Origin of the sequence: Salinicola sp. DM10 (assembly GCF_017306975.2) — a bacterium.
Classification (GTDB): Bacteria; Pseudomonadota; Gammaproteobacteria; order Pseudomonadales; family Halomonadaceae; genus Salinicola.
Map to the genome: position 1 here is coordinate 53,098 of NZ_JAFLEN020000003.1, position 22,343 is coordinate 75,440.

Here is a 22,343-nt window from a genome sequence, read left to right on the forward strand (position 1 = left end):
ATGTTGCAATATTTCGAACCCGACGCATCCCACGCCGCCCAGTTCGCCCGCGACCTGGGTACCCCGGCGCGCTTCTCCGAGACCCAGGTGGCACTGACCATCGACGGCCACAGCATCAGCGTGCCCGAAGGCACCTCGGTGCTGCGCGCCGCGGCGCTCGCCGGCATCACCATTCCCAAGCTGTGCGCCTCGGACAACCTCGAAGCGTTCGGCTCGTGCCGCCTGTGCGCGGTGGAGATCGAGGGCCGCCGCGGCCTGCCGGCCTCCTGCACCACGCCGGTCAGCGAGGGCATGGCAGTCACCACCCAGAATGCTCGGCTGGCCAAGCTGCGTCGCAACGTGATGGAGCTCTACATCTCCGATCACCCGCTGGACTGCCTGACCTGCCCCGCCAACGGTGACTGCGAGCTGCAGGACATGGCCGGCGCGGTGGGCCTGCGCGAGGTGCGCTACGGTTTCGAGGGGGCCAATCATCTCGACGCCGAGACCGACGCCTCCAACCCCTACTTCAGCTTCGACCCCAGCAAGTGCATCGTCTGCTCGCGCTGCGTGCGCGCCTGCAACGAGGTCCAGGGCACCTTCGCCCTGACCATCGAGGGGCGCGGCTTCGACTCCAAGGTCGCCGCCGGGCAGAACGAGCCGTTCATGGACTCCGAGTGCGTCTCCTGCGGCGCCTGCGTGCAGGCCTGCCCCACCTCGACGCTGATGGAAAAGAGCGTGATCGAGCAGGGCGTGCCCGAGCACAGCGTGGTCACCACCTGCGCCTACTGCGGCGTCGGCTGCTCCTTCGAGGCGCAGATGAAGGGCGATCAGCTGGTGCGCATGGTGCCCTACAAGGGCGGTGACGCGAACCACGGCCACTCCTGCGTCAAGGGTCGCTTCGCCTTCGGCTACGCCACCCACAAGGACCGCATCAAGGAGCCGATGATCCGCGACTCGATCGATCAGCCGTGGCGTGCGGTCTCATGGGAAGAGGCGATCGGTTTCGCCGCTCGGCGTCTGCGCGAGATCCAGACCCAGTACGGACGCGAAAGCGTCGGCGGCATCACCTCCTCCCGCTGCACCAACGAGGAGACCTATCTGGTGCAGAAGCTGATCCGCGCCGCCTTCGGCAACAACAACACCGATACCTGTGCGCGGGTGTGCCACTCGCCCACCGGCTACGGGCTGAAGACCACCCTGGGCGAATCCGCCGGTACCCAGACCTTCGATTCGGTGATGAAGGCCGACACCATCCTGGTGATCGGCGCCAACCCCACCGACGCCCACCCGGTGTTCGCCTCGCAGATGCGCCGCCGCCTGCGCCAGGGGGCGACCCTGATCGTAGCCGACCCGCGGCGGATCGACCTGCTCAAGACACCCCACGGCGGCAAGAGCCTGCACCTGCCGCTCAAGCCCGGCACCAACGTGGCGCTGGTCAATGCCCTGGCCCACGTGGTGGTCACCGAGGGGCTGGAGGATCACGACTTCATCGCACGGCGCTGCGAAGGCGACGCCTATCGGCAGTGGCGCGACTTCATCAGCGAGCCGCGCAATGCCCCCGAGGCGCTGGAAGCCGAGACCGGCGTGCCGGCGGCCAAGGTCCGCGAAGCCGCCCGCGCCTATGCCACCGCCGGCAACGGGGCGATCTACTACGGTCTCGGCGTGACCGAGCACAGCCAGGGCTCAACCATGGTGATGGGCATCGCCAACCTCGCCATGGCCACCGGCAACATCGGTCGCGAAGGGGTCGGCGTCAACCCGCTGCGCGGTCAGAACAACGTCCAGGGCTCCTGCGACATGGGCTCCTTCCCGCATGAGCTGCCCGGCTACCAGCACGTCGCCGACCCGGCGGTGCGCGAGAAGTTCGAGGCGGTCTGGCACACCCCGCTGGACGACGAGCCGGGGCTGCGCATCCCCAACATGTTCGACGCTGCGATCGCCGGCACCTTCAAGGCGCTCTACGTGCAGGGCGAGGATATCGCCCAGTCGGACCCCAACACCCAGCACGTGGAGTCGGCCCTGCGCGCGCTGGACTGCCTGATCGTGCAGGACATCTTCCTCAACGAGACCGCCAAGTACGCCCACGTACTGTTGCCGGGGGCCACCTTCCTCGAGAAGAACGGCACCTTCACCAACGCCGAGCGGCGCATCAACCGGGTGCGCCGGGTGATGCCGCCGGTGGCCGGCAAGGAAGACTGGGAGGTCACCCAGGACCTGGCCAACGCCCTGGGCTATCCGATGCACTACACCCATCCGTCCGAGATCATGGACGAGATCGCCAGCCTCACGCCGACCTTCACCGGGGTCAGCTACGCCAAGCTGGAGAAACTCGGCAGCATCCAGTGGCCGTGCAACGACGCCTTCCCCGACGGCACGCCGACCATGCACGCGCTGGACTTCCCCATCGGCAAGGGGCACTTCGCGATCACCGAGTACGTCGCCACCGAGGAGCGCACCAGCCGCCGCTACCCGCTGCTGCTGACCACCGGGCGTATCCTCAGCCAGTACAACGTGGGTGCCCAGACGCGGCGCACCGCCAACAGCGCCTGGCATGCCGAGGACGTGCTCGAGATCCACCCCAGCGACGCCGAAGTACGCGGCATCGCCGATGGCGACTGGCTCGGCATCAGCAGCCGCGTGGGCCAGACCGTGCTGCGCTGCCGCATCAGTGAGCGCATGGCACCGGGGGTGGTCTACACCACCTTCCACCACCCCGGCAGCGGGGCCAACGTGATCACCACCGACAACTCCGACTGGGCCACCAACTGCCCCGAGTACAAGGTGACGGCGGTCCAGGTGGAGAAGGTGTCGCAGCCCTCGTCGTGGCAGCAGCACTTCCAGCACTTCGACGCGCGCCAGCAGCACTATCTGGCCGCCGCCGACGACGCCCCGGCCGCGCTCAAGTGAGCGCGGCAGGATTCGGCCAACCGGGGAGAGACGGACATGAGCGATAACACGGCGTCGCTGATCAAGATGATCAATCAGATCAGCCTCAACAACCGCCATCACGGCGACGATGCCCAGGCGGCCGAGCAGGTCGCCACCCACCTCAAGAAGTTCTGGGCGCGCCCCATGAAGCGCGACATCATCGCCTACGCCGACGAGGACGGCAGCCAGCTCGATCCGGTGTCGAAGCTGGCCATCGACCGGCTCAAGGCCCTCTCGAGTACGGTCAAGGACTGGGAGGAGACCTCGGACGCGGGCTAGCCGCCGCGACCCGCGGGGCGATACATCACCATCAAGACATTGCCACTAATACAGCGCCACCAAGAAAAAGCCCCCGTCGGACGAATCCGGCGGGGGCTTTCTCATGGCCCTGCGAGCGGCGCCGAGGTCAGGGCTTCATATCTTCGAAGAAGCGCTTCACGCCGTCGAACCAGCCCTCTTTCTTGGGCGAGTGGCGGCTGGCACTGCCCAGGCTCTCCTGGAACTTGCGCAGCAGCTCTTTCTGCTCCTCGGAGAGATTGACCGGCGTCTCCACCACGACCTTGCACAGCAGGTCGCCGGCGGGGCCACCGCGCACCGGCTTCACGCCCTTGCCGCGCAGCCGGAACAGCTTGCCGGTCTGGGTCTCGGCGGGGATCTTGAGCTTGACCCGACCCTCCAGGGTCGGCACCTCGAGCTCGCCACCCAGGGCGGCGTCGACGAAGTTGATCGGCACTTCGCAGTGCAGATGACGCCCGTCACGCTCGAAGATCGGGTGCGGCTTGATATCGGCCTGAACGTAGAGGTCGCCCGCCGGCCCGCCGTTGAGCCCGGACTCGCCCTCGCCGTTGAGACGAATACGGTCGCCGGTATCCACCCCGGCCGGGATTTTCACCGACAGCGTGCGCGTCTCGCGGACGCGGCCCTCGCCGTGGCACTTGCGGCACGGCACCTTGATCACCTGGCCGCTGCCGTGGCAGGTCGGGCAGGTCTGCTGCACGGCGAAGAAGCCCTGCTGCATGCGCACCTGACCCTGGCCGTGACAGGTCGGGCAGGTCTCCTTGCTCGAACCGGGCTCGGCGCCGCTGCCGTCGCAGTGCTCGCACTCGACGTGGCGCGGTACGCGGATATCGACCGTGGTGCCGAAGACGGCATCCTCGAGATCGAGCTCCAGGTTGTAGCGCAGATCGCTGCCGCGCTGGGGCGCGTTGGGGTTGCGCCGCCCACCGCCGCCGCCACCGAAGATATCGCCGAAGACATCGCCGAAGATATCGCTGAAACCGCCGGCCCCGGCACCGCCGAAACCGCCGCCACCGAAACCGCCGCCGGCCTGGCCGTCGACCCCGGCATGACCGAACTGGTCGTAGGCCGCGCGCTTCTGGTCGTCGGACAGCACCTCGTAGGCATCGGAGACCTCGCGGAATTTCTCCGCCGCCTGCTGATCGTCCGGATTGCGATCCGGATGGTACTTCTGTGCCAGCCGGCGATAGGCCTTCTTGATCTCCTTGCCGTCGGCGCCCTTGTCGACGCCCAGCACTTCGTAGTAGTCACGCTTGGACATGACGTTGTTCGCCTCCGTATCGATGCCGTGCAAACGACAACGCGGGAGTCGTGTCTGGCTCCCGCGCTGCTGCCGTCACACGACGTCAGACGTCGTGATTATTGCTTTTTCCGATCGTCGTTGACTTCCTCGAACTCGGCGTCAACCACGTCATCCTCTTTCTTGCCGCTGGCCTGGGCGTCGTCAGCCTGGGCACCCGCGTCCTGACCGGCGCCTTCGCCCTGCTCGGCGTACATCTTCTGCGCCAGGTTGCCGGAGGCTTCGGTGAGCGCGTCGAGCTTGGCCTGGATGGCGTCCTTGTCGTCACCCTTGAGCGCTTCTTCGAGTTCGCCAATGGCGCTCTCGATCTTGCTCTTCTCGTCGGCGTCGACCTTGTCGCCGGCCTCTTCCAGCGTCTTGCGCGAGGCGTGGATCATGCCGTCGGCCTGGTTGCGCAGGGCGACCAGCTCTTCGAACTTCTTGTCCTCGGCCTCGTGCGCTTCGGCATCCTTGACCATCTGATCGATCTCTTCGTCGGAGAGACCGCTGGAGGACTTGATCACGATCGACTGCTCTTTGCCGGTCGCCTTGTCCTTGGCCGTGATGTTGAGGATACCGTTGGCGTCGAGATCGAAGGCGACTTCGATCTGCGGCACGCCGCGCGGTGCCGGCGGAATGTCGGCGAGGTCGAAGCGACCCAGAGACTTGTTCTGCGCCGCCTGCTTACGCTCACCCTGCAGCGCGTGGATGGTCACGGCCGTCTGGTTGTCCTCGGCGGTCGAGAAGGTCTGGGTCTTCTTGGTCGGGATCGTGGTGTTCTTCTCGATCAGCGGCGTCATCACGCCACCCAGGGTCTCGATGCCCAGGGTCAGCGGGGTCACGTCGAGCAGCAGCACGTCCTTGACGTCACCGCCGAGCACGCCACCCTGAATCGCGGCACCCATGGCCACGGCTTCGTCCGGGTTGACGTCCTTGCGGGCGTCCTTGCCGAAGAACTCGGCGACCTTCTGCTGCACCAGCGGCATGCGGGTCTGGCCGCCGACCAGGATGACGTCGTGAATCTCGCTGTTGGAGAGACCGGCGTCGTCCATGGCGGTCTTGCACGGACCCAGCGAGCGGCTGACCAGATCTTCGACCAGCGACTCGAGCTTGGCCCGGGTGACCTTGATCGCCAGATGCTTGGGACCGGTGTTGTCGGCGGTGATGTAGGGCAGATTGACTTCGGTCTGCTGGGCCGATGAGAGCTCGATCTTGGCCTTCTCGGCGGCTTCCTTCAGACGCTGCATGGCCAGGCTGTCACCGGACAGGTCGATGCCCGAATCGCTCTTGAACTGCTGCACCAGGTAGTCGATCAGCTTGAGGTCGAAGTCCTCGCCACCCAGGAAGGTGTCACCGTTGGTGGCCAGCACCTCGAACTGCTTCTCGCCGTCGACGTCGGCGACTTCGATGATCGAGATATCGAAGGTACCACCGCCCAGGTCGTAGACCGCGATGGTACGGTCGCCGGTGGAGCGATCCATGCCGTAGGCCAGCGCAGCCGCGGTCGGCTCGTTGATGATGCGCTTGACCTCGAGACCGGCGATGCGGCCGGCGTCCTTGGTCGCCTGACGCTGGGAATCGTTGAAGTAGGCCGGCACGGTGATGACCGCTTCGGTCACTTCTTCACCGAGATAGTCCTCGGCGGTCTTCTTCATCTTCTTGAGCACTTCCGCGCTCACCTGCGGCGGTGCCAGCTTCTTGTCGTTCACCTGCACCCAAGCGTCGCCGTTATCGGCCTCGACGATGCGGTAAGGCACCATCTTGATGTCCTTCTGGACGACGTCGTCCTTGAACTTGCGGCCGATCAGGCGCTTGACGGCGTAGAGCGTGTTGGTCGGGTTGGTGACCGCCTGACGCTTGGCCGCCTGGCCGACCAGGGTCTCGCCGTCATCGGTGTAACCGATGATCGAGGGCGTGGTGCGAGCGCCTTCGGCGTTCTCGATCACGCGAGTCTTGTCACCGTCGAGCACGGCGACGCAGGAGTTGGTCGTACCCAGGTCGATACCGATGATGCGTCCCATAATTCCTCACCTCTAACAATTCGTTGACGATTCGATACGTTGTCTTGGCGGCGCGTGTGTGGCGCGATTGACTGCTATCTGGGGGCTTTCGGGCGCCTTTCAAGCCCCGTCGGCCCAGATTGCGTCAGGCCGACTTGCTGACGATGACCATCGCCGGCCGCACCAGACGCCCGTTCAGGGTGTAACCCTTCTGCATCACATCCATGACCGTGTTGGGGTCGAGCTCCGGATTGGGCACCATGCTCATCGCTTCGTGGAACTGCGGATCGAACGGTTCACCCTGCGGGTCGATCTGCTCGACGCCGAACTTGGCGAGCACATCGAGCTGCATCTTCAGGGTCATCGACACCCCCTCGCGGTGGGTCTCGTCGACTTCCTGCATGCTCTCCAGCCCCTTTTCCAGACTGTCGACCACCGGCAGCAGCTCCTTGACGAACTTCTCCAGGGCGAACTTCCGTGCCTTCTCGGCATCCTGCTCGGCGCGCCGGCGGGCATTCTGGGCCTCGGCGGCGGCGCGCATCGACTGATCCTTCGCTTCGGTGAGCGCCTGCTCCAGCTCTTCGACCCGCGCAGCCAGCACTTCTGCCTCGGGGTTGGCGTCGCCGCCGGTCTCGCCAGGCTCATGCTCGAGTTCGTCGGCAACCGCGTCGAGATCACCCTCGAGCGGCGCCTGGGTCGGCTGCGGTTCGCCATCGCGCTCGGCGCGCTCGATCTCTTCGTCGACGGGCTTCTGCGGATCTCTGACCATGAGTCTCTCCCGATATGGATGTGATGAAAGCACCAGTATGAAGACAGCGTCGGCGTCATCGACGCTCGCTATTGATGTCCAAGTGACTGCCTATATGGGGCTGCCCGCGACGATCTCAAGCGTTGGCAGACGTTGCGTGAGCGTCCGTGCACGCCACGCGAGCCTCGGGCAGCGCGGGGTGGATTGAAGCGCCGAACCGACTACTGTATAAACGAACAGACTACTGTATGGCCGCCATCGATCCTCGGGAGGCAGCATGCTGATCCAACTCGCCATTCGCGACTTCGCCATCGTCGACACCCTCGATCTGGAGTTCCAGTCCGGCATGACCGCCATTACCGGTGAGACCGGGGCGGGCAAGTCGATCCTGCTCGGCGCCCTCGGGCTCTGCCTGGGCGAACGCGCCGATGCCGGCGGCGTGCGTCATGGCGCCGAACGCGCCGATCTCAGCGCGCGCTTCGATCTCAGCGGCCGCGCCGAGGCGCGGGCCTGGCTCGCCGCGCGCGAACTGCCGAGCGAGGATTGCCTGCTGCGCCGGGTGGTCACCGCTTCCGGACGCTCCAAGGCGTGGATCAACGGCCAGCCCTGCACCATCGCCGACCTGCGCGAGCTCGGCGAGTGTCTGATCGACGTTCACAGCCAGCATGCCCACCAGGCGCTGCTCAACGAGGAGACCCACCGCCGCTTGCTCGACGATGCCGCCGGCCAGCGCCGCGCGGTCGACGAGCTGGGGGCGCTGTACCGCCAGTGGCAGAGCCTGCGCAAGCAGTATCGTCAGCGCAGCGAGAACGACGAGGAGCGCGAGGCCAAGCGCCAACTGCTGCGCTATCAGGTGGAGGAGCTGGATCAACTGGCGCTGCAGGCGGACGAGCTGGAGTCGCTGGAGCAGGAGCAGGAGACCCTGGCGCATCTGGAGGAGACGCTGCGCGAGGCGCAGTTCGCCGCCGACTGCTGCGACCACGACGAAGGCGGCGCGCTGGGCCTGCTGCTGCAGGCGCACACGCGCCTGTCGCGGGTGCCGGGCAGTGACCGCGGCAGCCTGGCGGAAGCGCTCGGCATGCTCAATGATGCCCAAATCCAGCTCGAGGAGGCGGCCCGGGAGCTGCATCACTTCGTCGAGTCCACCGAGCTCGATCCGCAAAGGCTTGCTTGGGTCGACGAGCGCCTCGGCGAGATCCACCGCATTGCGCGCAAGCACCACGTCATGCCCGACGAGCTGGTCGCGCTGCATCAGCGCCTGAGCGCCGAGCTGGCCGACCTCGACGGCGGCGACGACGATCTCGACAGCCTGCGCGCGCGGCTCGAGGAGACGCGCCAGCAATACCGCGACGCCGCCCGCCAGATCAGCGAAGCGCGCCAGACCAGCGCCACCGAGTTCGCCCGCCAGGTGCAGGAGCAGCTCGCCTTCCTGGGCATGGAGAAGGCGCGCTTCGCGGTCGAGGTCACCCCACTGGAGACGCCGCAGCCACACGGCGTCGACCGCGTCAGCCTCTTGATCAGTGCCAACCCCGGCCAGCCACCGCGGCCGCTGGCCAAGGTCGCCTCCGGCGGCGAGCTCTCCCGCGTCAGCCTGGCGATCCAGGTGGTGGCGGCCAGCCACAGCACCCTGGCCACGCTGGTGTTCGACGAGGTCGACGTAGGCATCTCCGGCGCCACCGCCGAAATCGTCGGCCAGCTGCTGCGCCGGCTGGGCCAGAAAGCCCAGATCATGACCGTGACCCACCTGCCGCAGGTCGCCGCCCAGGCGCACCAGCATCTGCACATCGAGAAGCAGTCCAGCGACGAGGCCACCCGCACCCAGATGGCGCAGCTCGACGAGGCGGGCAGAGTGCGCGAGATCGCGCGCATGCTCGGCGGCGTCAAGCTCTCGGAGCGCACCCTGGCCCACGCCCGCGAGATGCTGGCGGCGAGCCAGACCGGGGCGCACTGAGCGTCACCGGCGCCTCGCCACCGGGACCGATCCCACCACACACAACGCAGAACGCCGACCCCTGGGGGTCGGCGTTCTAGTGATGTATCCGGTGCCCTGGCGGGCCTGGGTGTCACTTCTTGCTGCTGTCCTGGCGCGTCGCCTTGGAGCCGCGCGGGCGGACGTAGAGCACCAGCGCGTGCTCGACCAGCTCGTAGCCGTGCTCCTCGACGATCTCGCGCTGGCGCCGCTCGATCTCTTCGTCATAGAACTCGACGATGTCGCCGGACTCCAGGTCCACCATGTGGTCATGGTGCTCTTCCTGGGTCATCTCGAACACGGCATGGCCGCCGTCGAAATTGTGACGCACCACCAGGCCGGCGGCCTCGAACTGCGTCAGCACACGGTATACGGTAGCGAGGCCGACGTCTTCTCCCGACTCCAGCAGCGCCTTGTAGACGTCCTCGGCACTCATATGGAGCTCTTCTTCCATACGTGTCGCTTCGAGAATCTGCAGGATCTTGACACGCGGCAGAGTGACCTTGAGTCCCGCCTTGCGCAATTCTTGGTTTTCGTCTGCCATGGTCGCTCTTCGCAGTGGCGTCCCGTGTCGGGTATGATCAATCCACGCAACGATAGTGAAAGACGGACTCAAATGCAAAACCTGATCAGAACGGCCGTACTCGTGCTCGCAGCGTCTCTCATCGCTGGCTGTAGCTACTTTGGCGTCTACAAACGCGACCTCGTCCAGGGCAACCTCATCACCCAGGACATGGTGTCTCAGCTCCATACCGGCATGAGCCGCGCCCAGGTCGTTCAGGTCATGGGAACGCCGCTGATGGAAGCGCCCTTCTCCTCCGACCAGTGGGACTACGTCTTCTACCTCGACAAGGCCTACGGCGGCACGGTGGAGAAGCGAGTCACGCTCACCTTCGCCAACGACCAGGTGGTCGACATCCAGAAGTCCGGTGACATGAATGCCGACGTCGAACTCGACCAGGACAGCGGCCCGGGGCCGGCGGTCGAGGGTGCCGGCGAAGGTGCTGCGGTGCCGCAGGTCGGCCCCACAGGCCTTTAACCTCTCTCTACCGAGTGCGACTCAGCGCGGCGGCCTGCGGGCCGCCCGCTCACGTCGCGCCTGCTTGGGATCGATACGCAGCGGACGGTAGACCTCGACCCGCTCCCCCGGCAGCAGTTCGCGCTGCTCGGGTTGGGCGAGACGTTCACCGAAGATCCCCAGCGGCGCACTCGCCAGCCAGGCCTCGTCGAGGTCGGCAAAATAGGCCGGCAGATCGGCACGCATCACCGCCTCCCGCGCGGTCAGCCCCGCCGACCACGCGAGCGTGACGATACGCTGATGCGTCGGCGTGGCGTACGCCACCTCGACCAGCGCACCGCCCCCCACCGGCGCCTCGCCTGGCGCCTCGCCCGGCTCGGCATCGCTAACCTCGGAGACATCGGCTGCGAAAGGCATGGCGTCAGCGCCCATAGACCTGATCGGCGCGCCGGGTGAAGGCGTCGATCAGCTGCCCCGCGACCTGCTGGAACAGCCGACCGAAGGCCATCCCCAGCAGCCGGTTGCTGAACTCGAACTCCATCTCCAGCTCCACCTTGCAGGCGTTCTCGCCCAGATCACGGAACAGCCAGCACCCGTCGAGGCGCTTGAACGGGCCGTCGACCAGCGACAGATCGATGCGCCCGGGGCGCTTGAGATCATTGCGCGTGGTCACGGTCTGCTCGACGCCACCCTTGGCCAGGGTCATGCTGCCGATCAGATAATCCTCTCCGCGTTCGACCACCCGGGCTCGACGGCAGCCGGGGAGGAATTCCGGATAGCGTTCAAAGTTATTGACCAGCTCGAACATCTGTTCCGGGGTATGCCGGACAAAAGCAGACCGGTGCACGCTTGGCATGTAGCTCTCCACTGATTTATCGCCCCGATGCGCGTATCATGGGGCTATTTCTCACATGCTTGAATGGTAGCACGCTCGCCCCCAGGTCTGCGGGCGTACCGGATATCGCCGCGAAGAGGTGTCATGGGTAAGAAGAAAGGCAACGCGCCCGGCAACAACACGATCGCCCAGAACAAGAAGGCTCGTTTCGAGTATCACATCGACGAAACCTTCGAGGCGGGTCTCTCGCTGAGCGGTTGGGAGGTCAAGAGCCTGCGCGCCGGCAAGGCCCAGCTCACCGACACCTATATCCTGATCAAGAACGGCGAGGCCTGGCTGCTGGGCAGCCACATCACGCCGCTCAATACCGCCAGCACCCACGTGGTGGCAGAACCCGATCGTACGCGCAAGCTGCTGCTGCATCGTAAGGAGATCGCCAGGATCTTCTCGCGGACCCAGGAGAAGGGTCACACCTGCGTGCCCCTCAAGCTCTACTGGAAGAAGAATCTGGTCAAGTGCGAGCTGGCGCTGGTGCGCGGCAAGCAATTGCACGACAAGCGCGCCACCCAGAAGGAGCGCGACTGGAATCGCGAGAAGGCGCGGGTGATGCGCGACCACGCCTGAGGCGCGACGTCGAGGGTTCGATTCGACGATTGAGATGGCGTGGGGTCATCCCCAACTGATAGAATACTGGGGTTCCACGGGGGCGACATGGCTTCGACGCCGGTGACAATCCCTGAGGTGCATGCCGAGAGCGTAACGTATCTCGTAAATCCAACGTTACGATTAAATAGTCGCAAACGACGAAAACTACGCTCAAGGCGCACTGGCAGCCTAAGAACTGCTAGCTGTTGTCTGGCCTCGAAGCGATGTGCCCATTCATCGCGGAGAGGATACGAGCTAAAGCTGATGGGACCGCGTATGTCAGCGCTCTCCTGACATGCGTTAAACCTTAGAGAGATCGCAAGGTGTCATCCTGCCCGTCGGAGGTCACTGCGCTAAATCAAAAGACGGAACTAAGCATGTAGAGCCGATGGGTGAGTGCCGGCGGACGGGGGTTCAATTCCCCCCGCCTCCACCAAACAAGGGTTTCAGGGCATACCAAGACGTGTCACGAGACCAGCAAACAAGGGCCTTCGGGCCCTTTTTTGTTGTCTGGGCATATCCCCCTGCGCCCACGCAATGCCCCTCAATGTCGCGCCCCACCCATCTGCAGGGTATCAGCACCCCTTTCAGCGCGATTTAGCCCCGTAGCGAAGGGGTCTCAGAGGGTGTTTACAAATTCGGCGAGCGAAGGCAAGACAAGGCAAAATCGGTCGAAAAAGCGGAGTTTACGCGGGATAAATGAGTATTTTGAGGCCGATTTTAACGCCGTATTGCCGAGCGCAGGCATTTTGTAAACACCCTCTCAGCAGCCTAGCAAAATCCTTAGACCATCCTTCACGTCATGCCAGCGGCTTTCGAAAACCGAACACATCTATCCCACCAGTAGCTTAAAAGCTACAATGAAGATCATGATCGAGCTGACGCATTACCTCACTGCCGATGGCCATGACCCGTTCCAGCAATGGCTGGATACGCTCAAGGCGAAGGATCGGCAGGCAGCCATGCGGGTGCTGACCCGCCTTAACCGGCTGGCGGCGGGCAATCCGGGCGATGCCAAAGCCGTGGGGGCTGGCGTGCTCGAGCTACGAGTCGACTATGGGCCCGGCTATCGCGTCTATTACGCCAAGGTGGGCAAGCGTTGGGTCATGCTGCTGGCTGGCGGCAGCAAGAAGCGCCAGCAGGCAGACATTGAACAGGCCAAAGCGTTTCTCAAGGACCATCACAGGAGGGTCAAGCGATGAGAAGCCACGACGATGCCGTGATCGAGATGCTGCGAGAAGATCCCACCATGGCGGTAGACTATCTGCGCACCGCATTCGATGAGCTGGACGAGGAAGGAGGAGAGACCGCCTTTCTCATCGCGCTGCGCCATGTGGTCGAATCCCAAGGTGGCATGGCAGCCGTTGCCGAGAAAGCCAAAGTGTCCCGAGAAAGCCTCTACCGGGCTCTTTCGCCTAAAGGCAACCCGACACTGCGCACCATGACCGCCGTCATCAAGGCGACGGGCATTCACTTCCACGATCTGACCACGCCGCGGCAGTCTGCTTGATGCGATGGTACCACCCCATATCACTCTCGATGGGGGCATATCTGGGGGCACATCGGATCATGGATTACTGAAAACGCTTACTGATCTGACACATAGGCGATTTTTTCAGTGGACCCCGCCTCCACCAACACCAGAAAAAAGCACCTCGAGAGAGGTGCTTTTTTGTGCCTGGACGCTTGGCCCGGATCTTCAGGGCGGTCATCGAGCTAAAGGCTACAGCGCCGGGTGACGCCCACCGCGGCGGGGCCCGGCCGCCGCCATGGCGCGCTCCAGGTCCTGGCTCTTGCACTTGAATGCCGAGCAGCCGGCACAGCGAATATCCTGCGCCGTCTCGTCGAGTGTCGGCAGCAGAAAGCGCTCGCCGCCGCAGACGTTGCAGCGCAGTTCGAGGGTCACATTGAGCATGATCGGTCCCTGACAGGGCACCAGCGCAGGCTGGCGCCAGACTTGAGGTGGAAGAGACAGCGCGACGGCATCCGAGCCGACGGCTCGACTGAGCGTGGCAAAGAATCGCGCCTTGTCCAGCGCTATCGCCACCGTCGCTGGCAAATCCATCCCGATTCAGTGGCAAGCGGGCACGGATTGACTAGCCTCAAGAGATACGGCGGCGGCTGAATTTCCGCGCGACGATAAAATGTTACCCTAAGGATGTTTAAGTTGAGTGCGGACCGTCGTCAGCCGCCGTGTGCGCGTGCGTTCACCTCGCCGGCATGACGATATCCCCTCGTGGCACGGTCATTGAGACACGGTGCCCGAGACTGGCCCTGCAAACAGGGCCCTAAAGACATAGTCCTTAACGACATAGCCCTTACTACCCTGCCCTTCAGACAAGGAGGTTGAAGCGTGCCCATCCCTCGCCCCGATCGCTGGCCGAGCCGCTGGCTACTCTTGATACTGCTGTTCTTCGCAGCGCCGCTGATGGCGCAACAGAGTGCCGGCCCGGGGGCGTCGTCGAGCGCGCCCGCCGAGCAGAGCGCTCAGGAAGGCCCCGCCTACTCGACGATGGCCGACCTGCTGGAGAACGAGCAGTCGCGCCAGGCGCTGATCGATCAGTTGCGCAAGCTCGCCGCCGAGCAGCCCCAGGCCGGCGAGTCCGAGGGCAGTGCGCCCGCGGACGCAAGCGCCAGCCAGGCCACCAGCGACAGCAGCGAGAGCGCCGACAAGGCCAAGGCTGCCGAGGATGTCTCCTTCCCGCGGCGCATGGCGCAGATCACCAGTGCCTTCGCCGATGATATCGGCGGGCAGTTCACCGCCGTGGCGACGCTGGTCAGCGGTTTCTTCGGTAGCGGCGACGCCGCCGCCAGCAGTGGCCCCGCCTTCAGTCTGAGCGACTTCCTCGATGCCGCGCTGGAGCTGGCCATGGTGATCGTCGCCACCGTGGTCGCGTTCTTCGTGCTGCGGCGCCTCGCCGGGCCGCTGTTCAACCGGTTCAGTCGCTGGTCGCTGCAGGGTGACGGCCGTGCCCACCTGCTGCGCGTGATCGTCAGCGTGATCCTGGCCGCCGTGGTCGACGTCGTGGTGGTGGTGCTGGCCTATGTTGCCGGCAACCTCGTCGCCACCTTCCTGGTCGGCGAGAGTGGCACCTTGAACACGCGCTTCTCACTGTTCCTCAACGCCTTCCTGATGATCGAGCTGTTCAAGTGCGCACTGCGCGTGCTGTTCGCCTCCAGCCACGAAGGTCTGCGTCTGGTGCCCATCAGCGCCGCCCAGGCACGCTACTGCAACGGCTTCCTGGCCACCCTGGCCGGCTTCATCGGTTACGGCATGCTGGTGGTGGTACCGATTCTGAATCTCAACCTGTCGCCGGCCTTCGGCAAGGTGATCAGCGTGCTGATCATGCTGATCGCTCTGCTCGCGGCGATGACCGTGATTCTCAAGAAGCGTCTCGCGGTACGCGACCTGATTCTGGGCAAGGCCGAGCAGGCCAGCATGGCCGCCTCACGCATCGCCCTGCGCGTGCTGGCCGGCGTTTGGCACGTGATCGCCATTCTGTATGCGCTGATGGTGTTCGGCGTGACCCTGCTGCATCCCGAAACCGCGCTGCCGTTCGTGCTGATCGCGACCCTTAAGACGATTCTCTACATCGGCATCGGCATGCTGGCCTCGGGCCTGCTGACCCAACTGATCGGGCGGCGTATCACGCTTGGCGATGACATTCGCCGGCGTCTGCCGATGCTCGAGGGGCGCCTCAACGCCTATGTGCCGAGCTTCCTCAAGGTGATCCGCATGATCATCCTGGTTGCGGTAGTGCTGTACACCCTGGACGCCTGGGGCGCCTTCGACCTGGCCGCCTGGTACGCTAGCGAAGCCGGCGCGCACGCCGTCGCCACCGTAATCCAGGTGATTCTGATTCTGGCCGTGGCCGCCATCGTGTGGATCGGTCTGGCCAGCCTGATCGAGAACTATCTCAATCCGGAAACTGGCGGCGGCGCCCCGACCGCCCGCGCCCAGACCCTGATGAGCCTGTTCCGCAACGCCCTGGCGATCACCCTTATCATCATGACGGTGATGATCGTGCTGTCGCAGATCGGCATCAACATCGGCCCGCTGATCGCCGGCGCCGGGGTGCTGGGTCTGGCCATCGGTTTCGGTGCCCAGAAGCTGGTCCAGGACGTCATCACCGGGGTCTTCATCCAGCTCGAGAATGCGATGAACACCGGCGACGTCGTCACCGTGGGTGGCGTCACCGGCACCGCCGAACGCGTCAGCATCCGCTCGGTGGCGATCCGCGACCTCTCCGGCACCTACCATATCGTGCCGTTCTCGTCGGTGGGCACGGTCTCCAACTTCATGCGTGAATACGGCAACCATGTCGGCGAGTACGGCATCGCCTACCGCGAGAACATCGATTACGCCATCGAGCAGCTGCAGGCGGCATTCGAGGAGCTCAAGGCGAGCGAGGAGCATGGCCACAAGCTGCTGGCCCCGATGACCGTGGCGGGCGTAGTCGCCCTGGCCGACAGCTCGGTCAATATCCGTGTGGTGATCAAGACCACCCCGGGCGACCAGTGGGGTGTGGGCCGCGCCTACAACCGCCTGGTCAAGCTCTACTTCGACAAGGCCGGTATCGAGATCCCGTTCCCGCACACCACGCTCTACTTCGGCGAGGATCGGGACGGCTCGGCGCCGCCAGCCCATGTGCGCGTGCTGCGCGACGACAAGCGCGACATTCCGGGTACCGCTCACGAGGCCGCGTCCTCCGAGCAGCCCGATACGCGATCGCACGATGCCACGCACAACAAACCGACCCATGACGACGTCGACGACGATGCCGGTGAGGACCCGCGCTGAACGCCACGACGTGAAAGCAAGAGCGAGAGAGTAAGAGATAGAGAGCAAAAGAAAGAGGCCGCCCTTCGGGGCGGCCTCTTGCGTTCTGGGAGCATGTCGGCAAGCGAGAGCCCGCCCGGGTGGCGCCTACACCGCGTCGGGAAGGAAACCGGCCCCCCGCATGGCAGCCCCGCGCACGCCGCTAGCGGCTCCCAAATTCGAGGCCACCACCCGCGGCACGACGACACCGGGAAAGAGATGACGCCCAAGCGCCGCTGGCAGCGCAGCGACCAGCTCAGGCAAGGTCGAGAGCCCACCGCCGATCACGATCGCCGCCGGGGCCAGCAGCTTGGTGACGTTGGCCAGCGCCTCGCCGAGCAGATCGACGTGACAGCGGTGGGCAAGCTCCGCCGCAGGGTCGCCCGCCCGCCAGGCGGCGTACCAGCTCTCGGCGCGCTGCGCCTCACCGCCGAAGTGGCGAAACAGCTCCACCAGCCCGGGGCCGGCGATATAGCGCTCGAGACAGCCGTGCAGACCGCACCCGCAGGCCAGACGCGGCAGGTGGTAGCGCTCACTGGCTGCCGCCGAGAGCGGCAGATGCCCCCACTCGCCGGCCAGGCCACCGCACCCGCCGAGCAGACGCCCCTCGACGATCGCCCCGCCGCCGGCCCCGGTGCCCAGGATCGCACCGAAGGCATGGCGCTCGCCGACAGCCGCGCCGCCCGGGCCGACTTCCGAGAGGATGAAGCAGCGGCTGTCGTTGTCGAACACAACCGGGCGGTCGAAGTGGGCCTGCAGCGAAGCCGCCAGCGGCAGCTCGCGCAGACCGGGCAGATTGGCGGTGACGAGACACCCGTCGGTGTCGACCACCCCGGGCAGGCCCAGCCCCAGGGTGCCCCGCGCACCGAAGTGGGCGTCGGCCACGGCGACCATCGCTGCCAACCGCGCCAGCAGCGCCGGGCCATCCGCCGCGGGGGTCGCCTCGCGCCAGGTGGCGAGACGCTGCCACTGGGAATCGAACACCGCGAGCTCGATCTTGGTGCCGCCGACATCGATACCGTAGTGCATGCCTGTTCCTTGGATGAACGCCTCGCGGCGACAAAAAAAGGGCGCCCACGGGCGCCCAGGAGAGCAATCGATGGGTTGTCGCGCTCAGCGCGTCACATCGCTGGGCTGGGGCAGCGCCGGCAGCGACTTGTCCAGCAGCGTGACGCTCTGGCGATAGTAGAGCTGGCTCTTGCTGTGGTCACCGAGGTTGGCATAGAGCCGCGCGAGTTCCGCACACACCACTCCGCTCGGGCGCTGGCGCTGGCTCGCCTCGAAGTACTCCTGCGCCTTGCCCCAGTAGGCGTTGCGCAGCGAGAGACGGCCCAGGGTGAGCAGCAGATCGGGGTCGTTGGGCCGCTCCTGCAGCCACTTCTCGGCGTACGCCAGCTGGCGCGCGGCGTCGACGTTGAGCAGGCCGTAGCGCAGCACCAGACGCGTGTCCCAGTGCTCCTTGAGGGCGTTGCGCAGCAGGCGTTCGGCATCGCCCTCCTCGCCGCCCTTGATCAGCGCATCGCTGTAGAGCAGAACCAGCTCGACGTCGCTGCGCAGCGCATCGGGCATATCCGCCCAGAGTGCCCGCACCCGCTGCAGATTGCCCTCCTGCTGAGCGGCGTGGATCAGCAGCTCGCGGTTGGCGCGCTGCTCGAGTTCGCGGCGCTCGTCGTCGGTGATCAGGCGGTGCTTGTCGAGCCGCGGCAGCAGCCGGCGCAGGCCGTCCCAGTCGTTGACGCTGAGATAAGCCTGCTTGAGCAGCTTGAGCACCTGCGGATGCTCCGGCAGCTGCTGCTCCAGGCGGGTCAGGGTGGCCAGCGCCTCCTCGAACTGTTGGCGGTCGAGCATCAGCTGCGCCTGCACCAGACCCACCGCAGTGTCGGCGCCCTCGGTGCTGTGGTGGGCGCGTTTGAGCAGCACGTCGGCCTGCTCGTAGCGGCCCTGATAGTGCGCTGCCAGCGCCGCCGAGAGGTAGTTGACCAGCGGCGTGCCGGAGTCGTCGGCGGCCTTGGTCAGGGCCTTTTCGGCACGTTTCCAACGCCCCTCGGCCAGCGCCACCAGGCCACGCACGGTGCGCTTCATGGCGGTGCGGTGACGGGTGCGGCTGTTCCACACCTTGAGCCGGCTCATCGGCCGGCGCAAGCGCATCAGCGCGCGCAGGCCGAAGTGCAGCACCAGAAAGGCGATCAGCAGCAGCACGCAGCCGAACCAGAACGAGGTCTGGATCGAGGTATCGCCGACACGGATGAACCAGTATCCCGGCAGCGACTGCATCAACTGCCCGAACAGCGCGCCGACCGCCAGACCGAAGACGATCAGCAGGATCAGCTTTCTCATGCGCCCTCTCCCTGTGCCGATCCGTTCTGCGTCGCCTGACCGCCGTTCGCGTTACTACCACCGGTGCCGTTACCGAAGCGCTTCTCGATGAACTGCTTGAGCAGCTGCGACGACTGGCTGATGTCCGGCAGCTCCGGGCGCACGTTCTCGTCGCGCAGCGAGGAGAGCTTGTCGAGCGCGTTCTCGACGCCCTGATTGTCGGTGTCGTAGTAGCCCTTGATCAGCTCGATCGCCTTGCCCAGGCTGGCCTGGTAGAGCTTGGGCTCGGCCTTGAGCAGCGCCAGCTGCGCCTGCTCCAGCAGCATGCGCACGTTCTGGCGCAGATAGGACTCCTGCTCGGGGGTGATCAGCGCCTCCAGCGGCTGGTCGTGGCGCCGCACGGTGACCAGATCCTTGAGCTCGCGCCCCAGGATGGCGAGCTGCTCGCGCCAGCCGCCACTGGGCTGGGCGTCGCCCTTGCCGGCGGCAATCTGCTCGATGTCCTGTTTCAGCGGCAGGCGGGCCAACTGCTCCTGCTGCGCCATCAGCGCCAGGTAGATACCGGTGCGGTCGATCACCGGCACCGAGTCGAGCGAAGCCAGCTCCGACTGGATCGCGCGGCGGATCGGCACCAGCGCCGGGTTGTCCGCCTCGCGCAGGCGAGCGTCGGCGGCCTCGAGCAGCGCCTTGGCGCCGGGCACGTCGCGCTCCAGCTGCAGCCGCTGGTTGGCCAGGCGCAGCAGGTACTCGGCTTCGGCGTGGAGCCACTCGCGCGGATCGGCCTGCTGCTGCTTGGCCAGCTCCGCGAGCACCTTGTCCAGAGTCTTGTCGAGGCTCTGGCGGTACTGGTCGAACTCACCGCGCATCATCTTCAGCGACTGCTGGCGGTTCTGGTCGAGATCGCCGACGCGCGCGCTCAGGTCGTCGATGGCGCCGCGGTTGGACTGGACCTGGTCCAGCTTCTGCTGCTGTTGCTGCAGCAGTTGCCAGCCGCGGTAGCCGATGAACGCCACGGCGATCGCCAGCACGATGACCAGGATCAGCGCCAGCAGGCCGAGCTTGCTGCTCTTACCGTTCTTGCCGCCGCCGCCACTGCGGCTGCCATCATGACTGTTGCCGCCTCCGCCGCTGCCGCCAGGCTTGGCGCTGGAAGACGCGGCCCCGCCGCCATCGCGCGACAGCGGGCCGGCCGGCTTGGCAGCCTTGGTGCTCGTCTTGTTCTTGCCCTTGGCGGCGTCGCGCTTGCCCTCACCGCCCTGGCTGGCGGTGCCAGCGCTCTTGGCAGCGTCAGTCTGGGCGCTCTCCTGTTTAGCAGTACTGGCCGCCTTGCCGCTGGCGCGAGAGGTACTGGGTTCGGCGCTGGCATCCGGCTGCGCCACGTCCGGTTTGACCGGGTCGGTATGGCCGGCGGTATCGGCAGCGGTGTCGGGTGTCGACGCGGCAGTCGACGAAGCGGTCTTGTCCTGCTCGGCTTTCCGAGCGTCGCCGTCGGCCGGATTGTCGGAAGCGGAGGCCGACTGCGGTTGTTGATCGTTTCGTTGCTTGCTCATCTACGCTGCCTTTACTCGTGATCACCCTGATCGAAGGTGGCGCCCGGACGGCGCGTCGGGTTGGCGACGCTGCCATCGGAGCAGGATCGAACCGGCGCTCGGCGGCGGGCCGGTAAGCCGGCACCGCCGAGCGCACGAGGTCAGCTCGCGCGCAGCGCAGTCACCGCCGCGGCCAGTGCCTCCGGCGCAGGCCCGGACGCCACATGAAGCGAGCCGAATCCCAGCTGTCTCGCCAGTGTAGCCAACCGTCCACTCGAGACGATTAGCGGTTGGTTCAACGCTATCTGGCCACACCCGGTGGCCAGATGTTGCAATATTTCCCCGCTGGTCACCACCAGCGCCGCATAGTCGCCCTGGGCCAGCCAGGTTGCCGCCGGGGGGGCCGGCTGACGATAGCAGCGGCGGTAGAGCGTCAGCGTATCGAGCTGCGCGCCGCGCGCCGTCAACTGCTCGGCCAGCACCTCGCGTCCGCCCTCGCCGCGGGCCAGTAACAGGCGCTTGCCCGCCACTGCCCGCAGCGAAGGCGCCTCGAGCAACCCCTCACTATGCTCGCCGGCACCCGCCGGGGGCAGCACGCAGGGCACCCCCAGTTCCTGATGCAGGGTCGCCGCCGTGGCTTGGCCCACTGCATAGAAGCGTAGCCGCTGGGGTAGCTGCGGCCAGTATGACCCAATCGCCTCGGCCAGAGATACGCCCGCCTGCGGGCTCACCACGATGACGCCCTGAAAAGCGTCGAGGTCGAGCACCAGCGCCCGAGCGGCGGGCGACAGCGCCACCGGCTCGAACGCCAGCACGTCGAGTGCCACCGGTTCGCAGCCGGCCGCGCGCAGCGCCTGCGCCAGCACCGCGCCGCGCTCACCGGGGCGCGTGATCAGGACCCGAGTCATCAGCCGTTACCGTAGACCTCGGCCAGAATGTCGCCGGCGCCCTGCTCCAGCAGCGACTCGGCGATACGAATCCCCAGCGCTTCCGGCTCCATCGCCGAGCCGCGCCCCTCGGCGCGCAGCACCTGCGAGCCATCCGGATGCCCGACCAGCCCGCGCAGCCACAGGGTGTCGCCAGCGTTCTCGAGCACCGCGTAGCCGCCGATCGGCACCTGGCAGCCGCCGTCGAGACGCGTATTCATGGCGCGCTCGGCGCGCACCCGGGTCGCCGTGGGGCCATGGTCCAGCGCCGCCAGCAGCGCCACCAGCTCGGCGTCGTCGTGGCGGCACTCGATGCCCAGTGCGCCCTGCCCGCAGGCGGGCAGGCTCTCCTCCGGCGACAGCTCGGCGGTGATCCGCTCGCCCAGCTGCAGCCGCTGGAGACCGGCGGTGGCCAGGATGATCGCCTCGAAATCGCCGGCATCCAGCTTGCCCAGGCGGGTCTGGACATTGCCACGCAGTGGCAGCACTTCCAGATCCGGACGCCGCGCCGCCACCTGCAGCCCACGGCGCAGGCTGGACGTGCCCACCCGCGCCCCCTGGGGCAAGGCATCGACGCTCGCGTAGGTATTGGAGACGAAGGCGTCGGTCGGCGCCCCGCTCTCGAGAATCACCGACAGCCCCAGGCCATCGGGGAAGTGCATCGGCACGTCCTTCATCGAGTGCACGGCGAGATCGGCGCGACCGTCGAGCATCGCCTCCTCCAGCTCCTTGACGAACAGCGCCTTGCCGCCGATCTTGGCCAGCGGCGTGTCGAGGATCTTGTCGCCACGGGTGGAGAGCGGTACCAGCTCGATCTCCAGATGCGGGTGCTGCTGCGCCAGTAGCGCCTTGACGTGTTCGGCCTGCCATAGCGCCAGCGCACTCTTGCGGGTGGCGATTCTCAATCTGTTAGCGTCGAGCACGCGGGTCTCCGAAGTCTGGGGCACGGGGGGACAAAGACCACCCGCCGCGGGGTGTACGTTCGTCGGCACGAATCTTGTAGGCATGATAAAGCAGTCACCCGGCCAGGAAAAATCACGCTCCCTCGACCT

General features: G+C 66.0%; 20 protein-coding genes and 1 other RNA gene. 9 read left to right on the plus strand and 12 right to left on the minus strand.

Annotated features, from left to right (window positions below):
* Positions 1-2,889 (plus strand): formate dehydrogenase subunit alpha, encoded by a 2,889-nt coding sequence (gene fdhF / locus J0A90_RS11825; protein WP_233076731.1) that lies wholly within the window; start codon positions 1-3, stop codon positions 2,887-2,889.
* 36 nt (positions 2,890-2,925) lie between these two features.
* Positions 2,926-3,189, plus strand: coding sequence for a formate dehydrogenase subunit delta (locus J0A90_RS11830; RefSeq protein ID WP_207036228.1), 264 nt, complete (start codon positions 2,926-2,928; stop codon positions 3,187-3,189).
* A gap of 127 nt (positions 3,190-3,316) precedes the next feature.
* On the opposite strand, the gene dnaJ is transcribed toward J0A90_RS11830, so the two are convergent.
* The 3 genes from dnaJ to grpE form a co-directional block, all read right to left on the minus strand.
* Positions 3,317-4,468, minus strand: a complete 1,152-nt coding sequence (gene dnaJ, locus J0A90_RS11835) for a molecular chaperone DnaJ (protein WP_207036230.1) — start codon at positions 4,466-4,468, stop codon at positions 3,317-3,319.
* A 98-nt stretch (positions 4,469-4,566) separates the two neighbouring features.
* Positions 4,567-6,507 carry a molecular chaperone DnaK gene (gene dnaK / locus J0A90_RS11840; protein WP_207036232.1) on the minus strand — a complete coding sequence of 647 codons (1,941 nt, stop codon included), beginning with the start codon at positions 6,505-6,507 and terminating at the stop codon, positions 4,567-4,569.
* 124 nt (positions 6,508-6,631) lie between these two features.
* The gene (grpE, locus tag J0A90_RS11845; protein WP_035476152.1) at positions 6,632-7,255 is read right to left on the minus strand and encodes a nucleotide exchange factor GrpE; all 624 of its coding nucleotides are present in this window, start codon (positions 7,253-7,255) and stop codon (positions 6,632-6,634) included.
* A 256-nt stretch (positions 7,256-7,511) separates the two neighbouring features.
* Here grpE and recN point away from each other — a divergent pair, with 256 nt between their 5' ends.
* Positions 7,512-9,185 carry a DNA repair protein RecN gene (gene recN / locus J0A90_RS11850; RefSeq protein WP_207036235.1) on the plus strand — a complete coding sequence of 558 codons (1,674 nt, stop codon included), beginning with the start codon at positions 7,512-7,514 and terminating at the stop codon, positions 9,183-9,185.
* Positions 9,186-9,297: 112 nt separating this feature from the next.
* On the opposite strand, the gene fur is transcribed toward recN, so the two are convergent.
* On the minus strand, positions 9,298-9,747 hold the full coding sequence (gene fur, locus J0A90_RS11855) for a ferric iron uptake transcriptional regulator (protein ID WP_035476150.1): 450 nt from the start codon (positions 9,745-9,747) through the stop codon (positions 9,298-9,300).
* Between the two features lie 72 nt (positions 9,748-9,819).
* Between fur and J0A90_RS11860 the strand changes: the two genes are divergently transcribed.
* Entirely contained in the window at positions 9,820-10,242 is a 423-nt protein-coding gene (locus J0A90_RS11860) for an outer membrane protein assembly factor BamE (RefSeq protein ID WP_035476149.1), read from the plus strand.
* A 21-nt stretch (positions 10,243-10,263) separates the two neighbouring features.
* Here the strand turns inward: J0A90_RS11860 and J0A90_RS11865 are convergent, their stop codons facing one another.
* Positions 10,264-10,638 (minus strand): RnfH family protein, encoded by a 375-nt coding sequence (locus J0A90_RS11865; protein ID WP_207036237.1) that lies wholly within the window; start codon positions 10,636-10,638, stop codon positions 10,264-10,266.
* 4 nt (positions 10,639-10,642) lie between these two features.
* Positions 10,643-11,077, minus strand: a complete 435-nt coding sequence (locus tag J0A90_RS11870) for a type II toxin-antitoxin system RatA family toxin (protein WP_207036239.1) — start codon at positions 11,075-11,077, stop codon at positions 10,643-10,645.
* A 123-nt stretch (positions 11,078-11,200) separates the two neighbouring features.
* On the opposite strand from J0A90_RS11870, the gene smpB reads away from it, so the two are divergent.
* From smpB to J0A90_RS11890, 4 genes are all read left to right on the plus strand, one after another.
* Entirely contained in the window at positions 11,201-11,680 is a 480-nt protein-coding gene (gene smpB / locus J0A90_RS11875) for an SsrA-binding protein SmpB (protein WP_035476147.1), read from the plus strand.
* A gap of 78 nt (positions 11,681-11,758) precedes the next feature.
* Positions 11,759-12,137: a transfer-messenger RNA gene (gene ssrA / locus J0A90_RS11880) on the plus strand.
* A gap of 433 nt (positions 12,138-12,570) precedes the next feature.
* Positions 12,571-12,903 (plus strand): type II toxin-antitoxin system RelE/ParE family toxin, encoded by a 333-nt coding sequence (locus J0A90_RS11885; protein WP_207036880.1) that lies wholly within the window; start codon positions 12,571-12,573, stop codon positions 12,901-12,903.
* A complete protein-coding gene (locus J0A90_RS11890; RefSeq protein WP_207036240.1) occupies positions 12,900-13,211 on the plus strand; it encodes an addiction module antidote protein in 312 nt (103 codons plus the stop codon). Before J0A90_RS11885 ends, J0A90_RS11890 begins: the two co-directional genes overlap by 4 nt.
* A gap of 213 nt (positions 13,212-13,424) precedes the next feature.
* Here J0A90_RS11890 and J0A90_RS11895 read toward each other — a convergent pair whose 3' ends face one another.
* The gene (locus tag J0A90_RS11895; protein ID WP_207036242.1) at positions 13,425-13,616 is read right to left on the minus strand and encodes a hypothetical protein; all 192 of its coding nucleotides are present in this window, start codon (positions 13,614-13,616) and stop codon (positions 13,425-13,427) included.
* A gap of 438 nt (positions 13,617-14,054) precedes the next feature.
* Here J0A90_RS11895 and J0A90_RS11900 point away from each other — a divergent pair, with 438 nt between their 5' ends.
* Complete coding sequence (locus tag J0A90_RS11900; RefSeq protein WP_370635779.1) at positions 14,055-16,502, plus strand: mechanosensitive ion channel domain-containing protein; 2,448 nt, start codon at positions 14,055-14,057, stop codon at positions 16,500-16,502.
* Positions 16,503-16,628: 126 nt separating this feature from the next.
* Here J0A90_RS11900 and J0A90_RS11905 read toward each other — a convergent pair whose 3' ends face one another.
* The 5 genes from J0A90_RS11905 to hemC all read right to left on the minus strand — a co-directional run bounded on the left by J0A90_RS11905 (position 16,629) and on the right by hemC (position 22,214).
* Positions 16,629-17,549, minus strand: a complete 921-nt coding sequence (locus J0A90_RS11905; RefSeq protein ID WP_207036244.1) for an ROK family protein — start codon at positions 17,547-17,549, stop codon at positions 16,629-16,631.
* A gap of 84 nt (positions 17,550-17,633) precedes the next feature.
* Positions 17,634-18,857, minus strand: a complete 1,224-nt coding sequence (locus J0A90_RS11910; protein ID WP_035476143.1) for a heme biosynthesis HemY N-terminal domain-containing protein — start codon at positions 18,855-18,857, stop codon at positions 17,634-17,636.
* Positions 18,854-20,386, minus strand: coding sequence for a uroporphyrinogen-III C-methyltransferase (locus J0A90_RS11915; protein WP_207036246.1), 1,533 nt, complete (start codon positions 20,384-20,386; stop codon positions 18,854-18,856). Before J0A90_RS11915 ends, J0A90_RS11910 begins: the two co-directional genes overlap by 4 nt.
* 140 nt (positions 20,387-20,526) lie before the next feature.
* Positions 20,527-21,273 (minus strand): uroporphyrinogen-III synthase, encoded by a 747-nt coding sequence (locus tag J0A90_RS11920; protein ID WP_207036248.1) that lies wholly within the window; start codon positions 21,271-21,273, stop codon positions 20,527-20,529.
* A complete protein-coding gene (gene hemC, locus J0A90_RS11925; RefSeq protein WP_233076733.1) occupies positions 21,273-22,214 on the minus strand; it encodes a hydroxymethylbilane synthase in 942 nt (313 codons plus the stop codon). The genes J0A90_RS11920 and hemC overlap by 1 nt, the downstream gene beginning before the upstream one ends.
* Positions 22,215-22,343 lie beyond the last annotated feature (129 nt).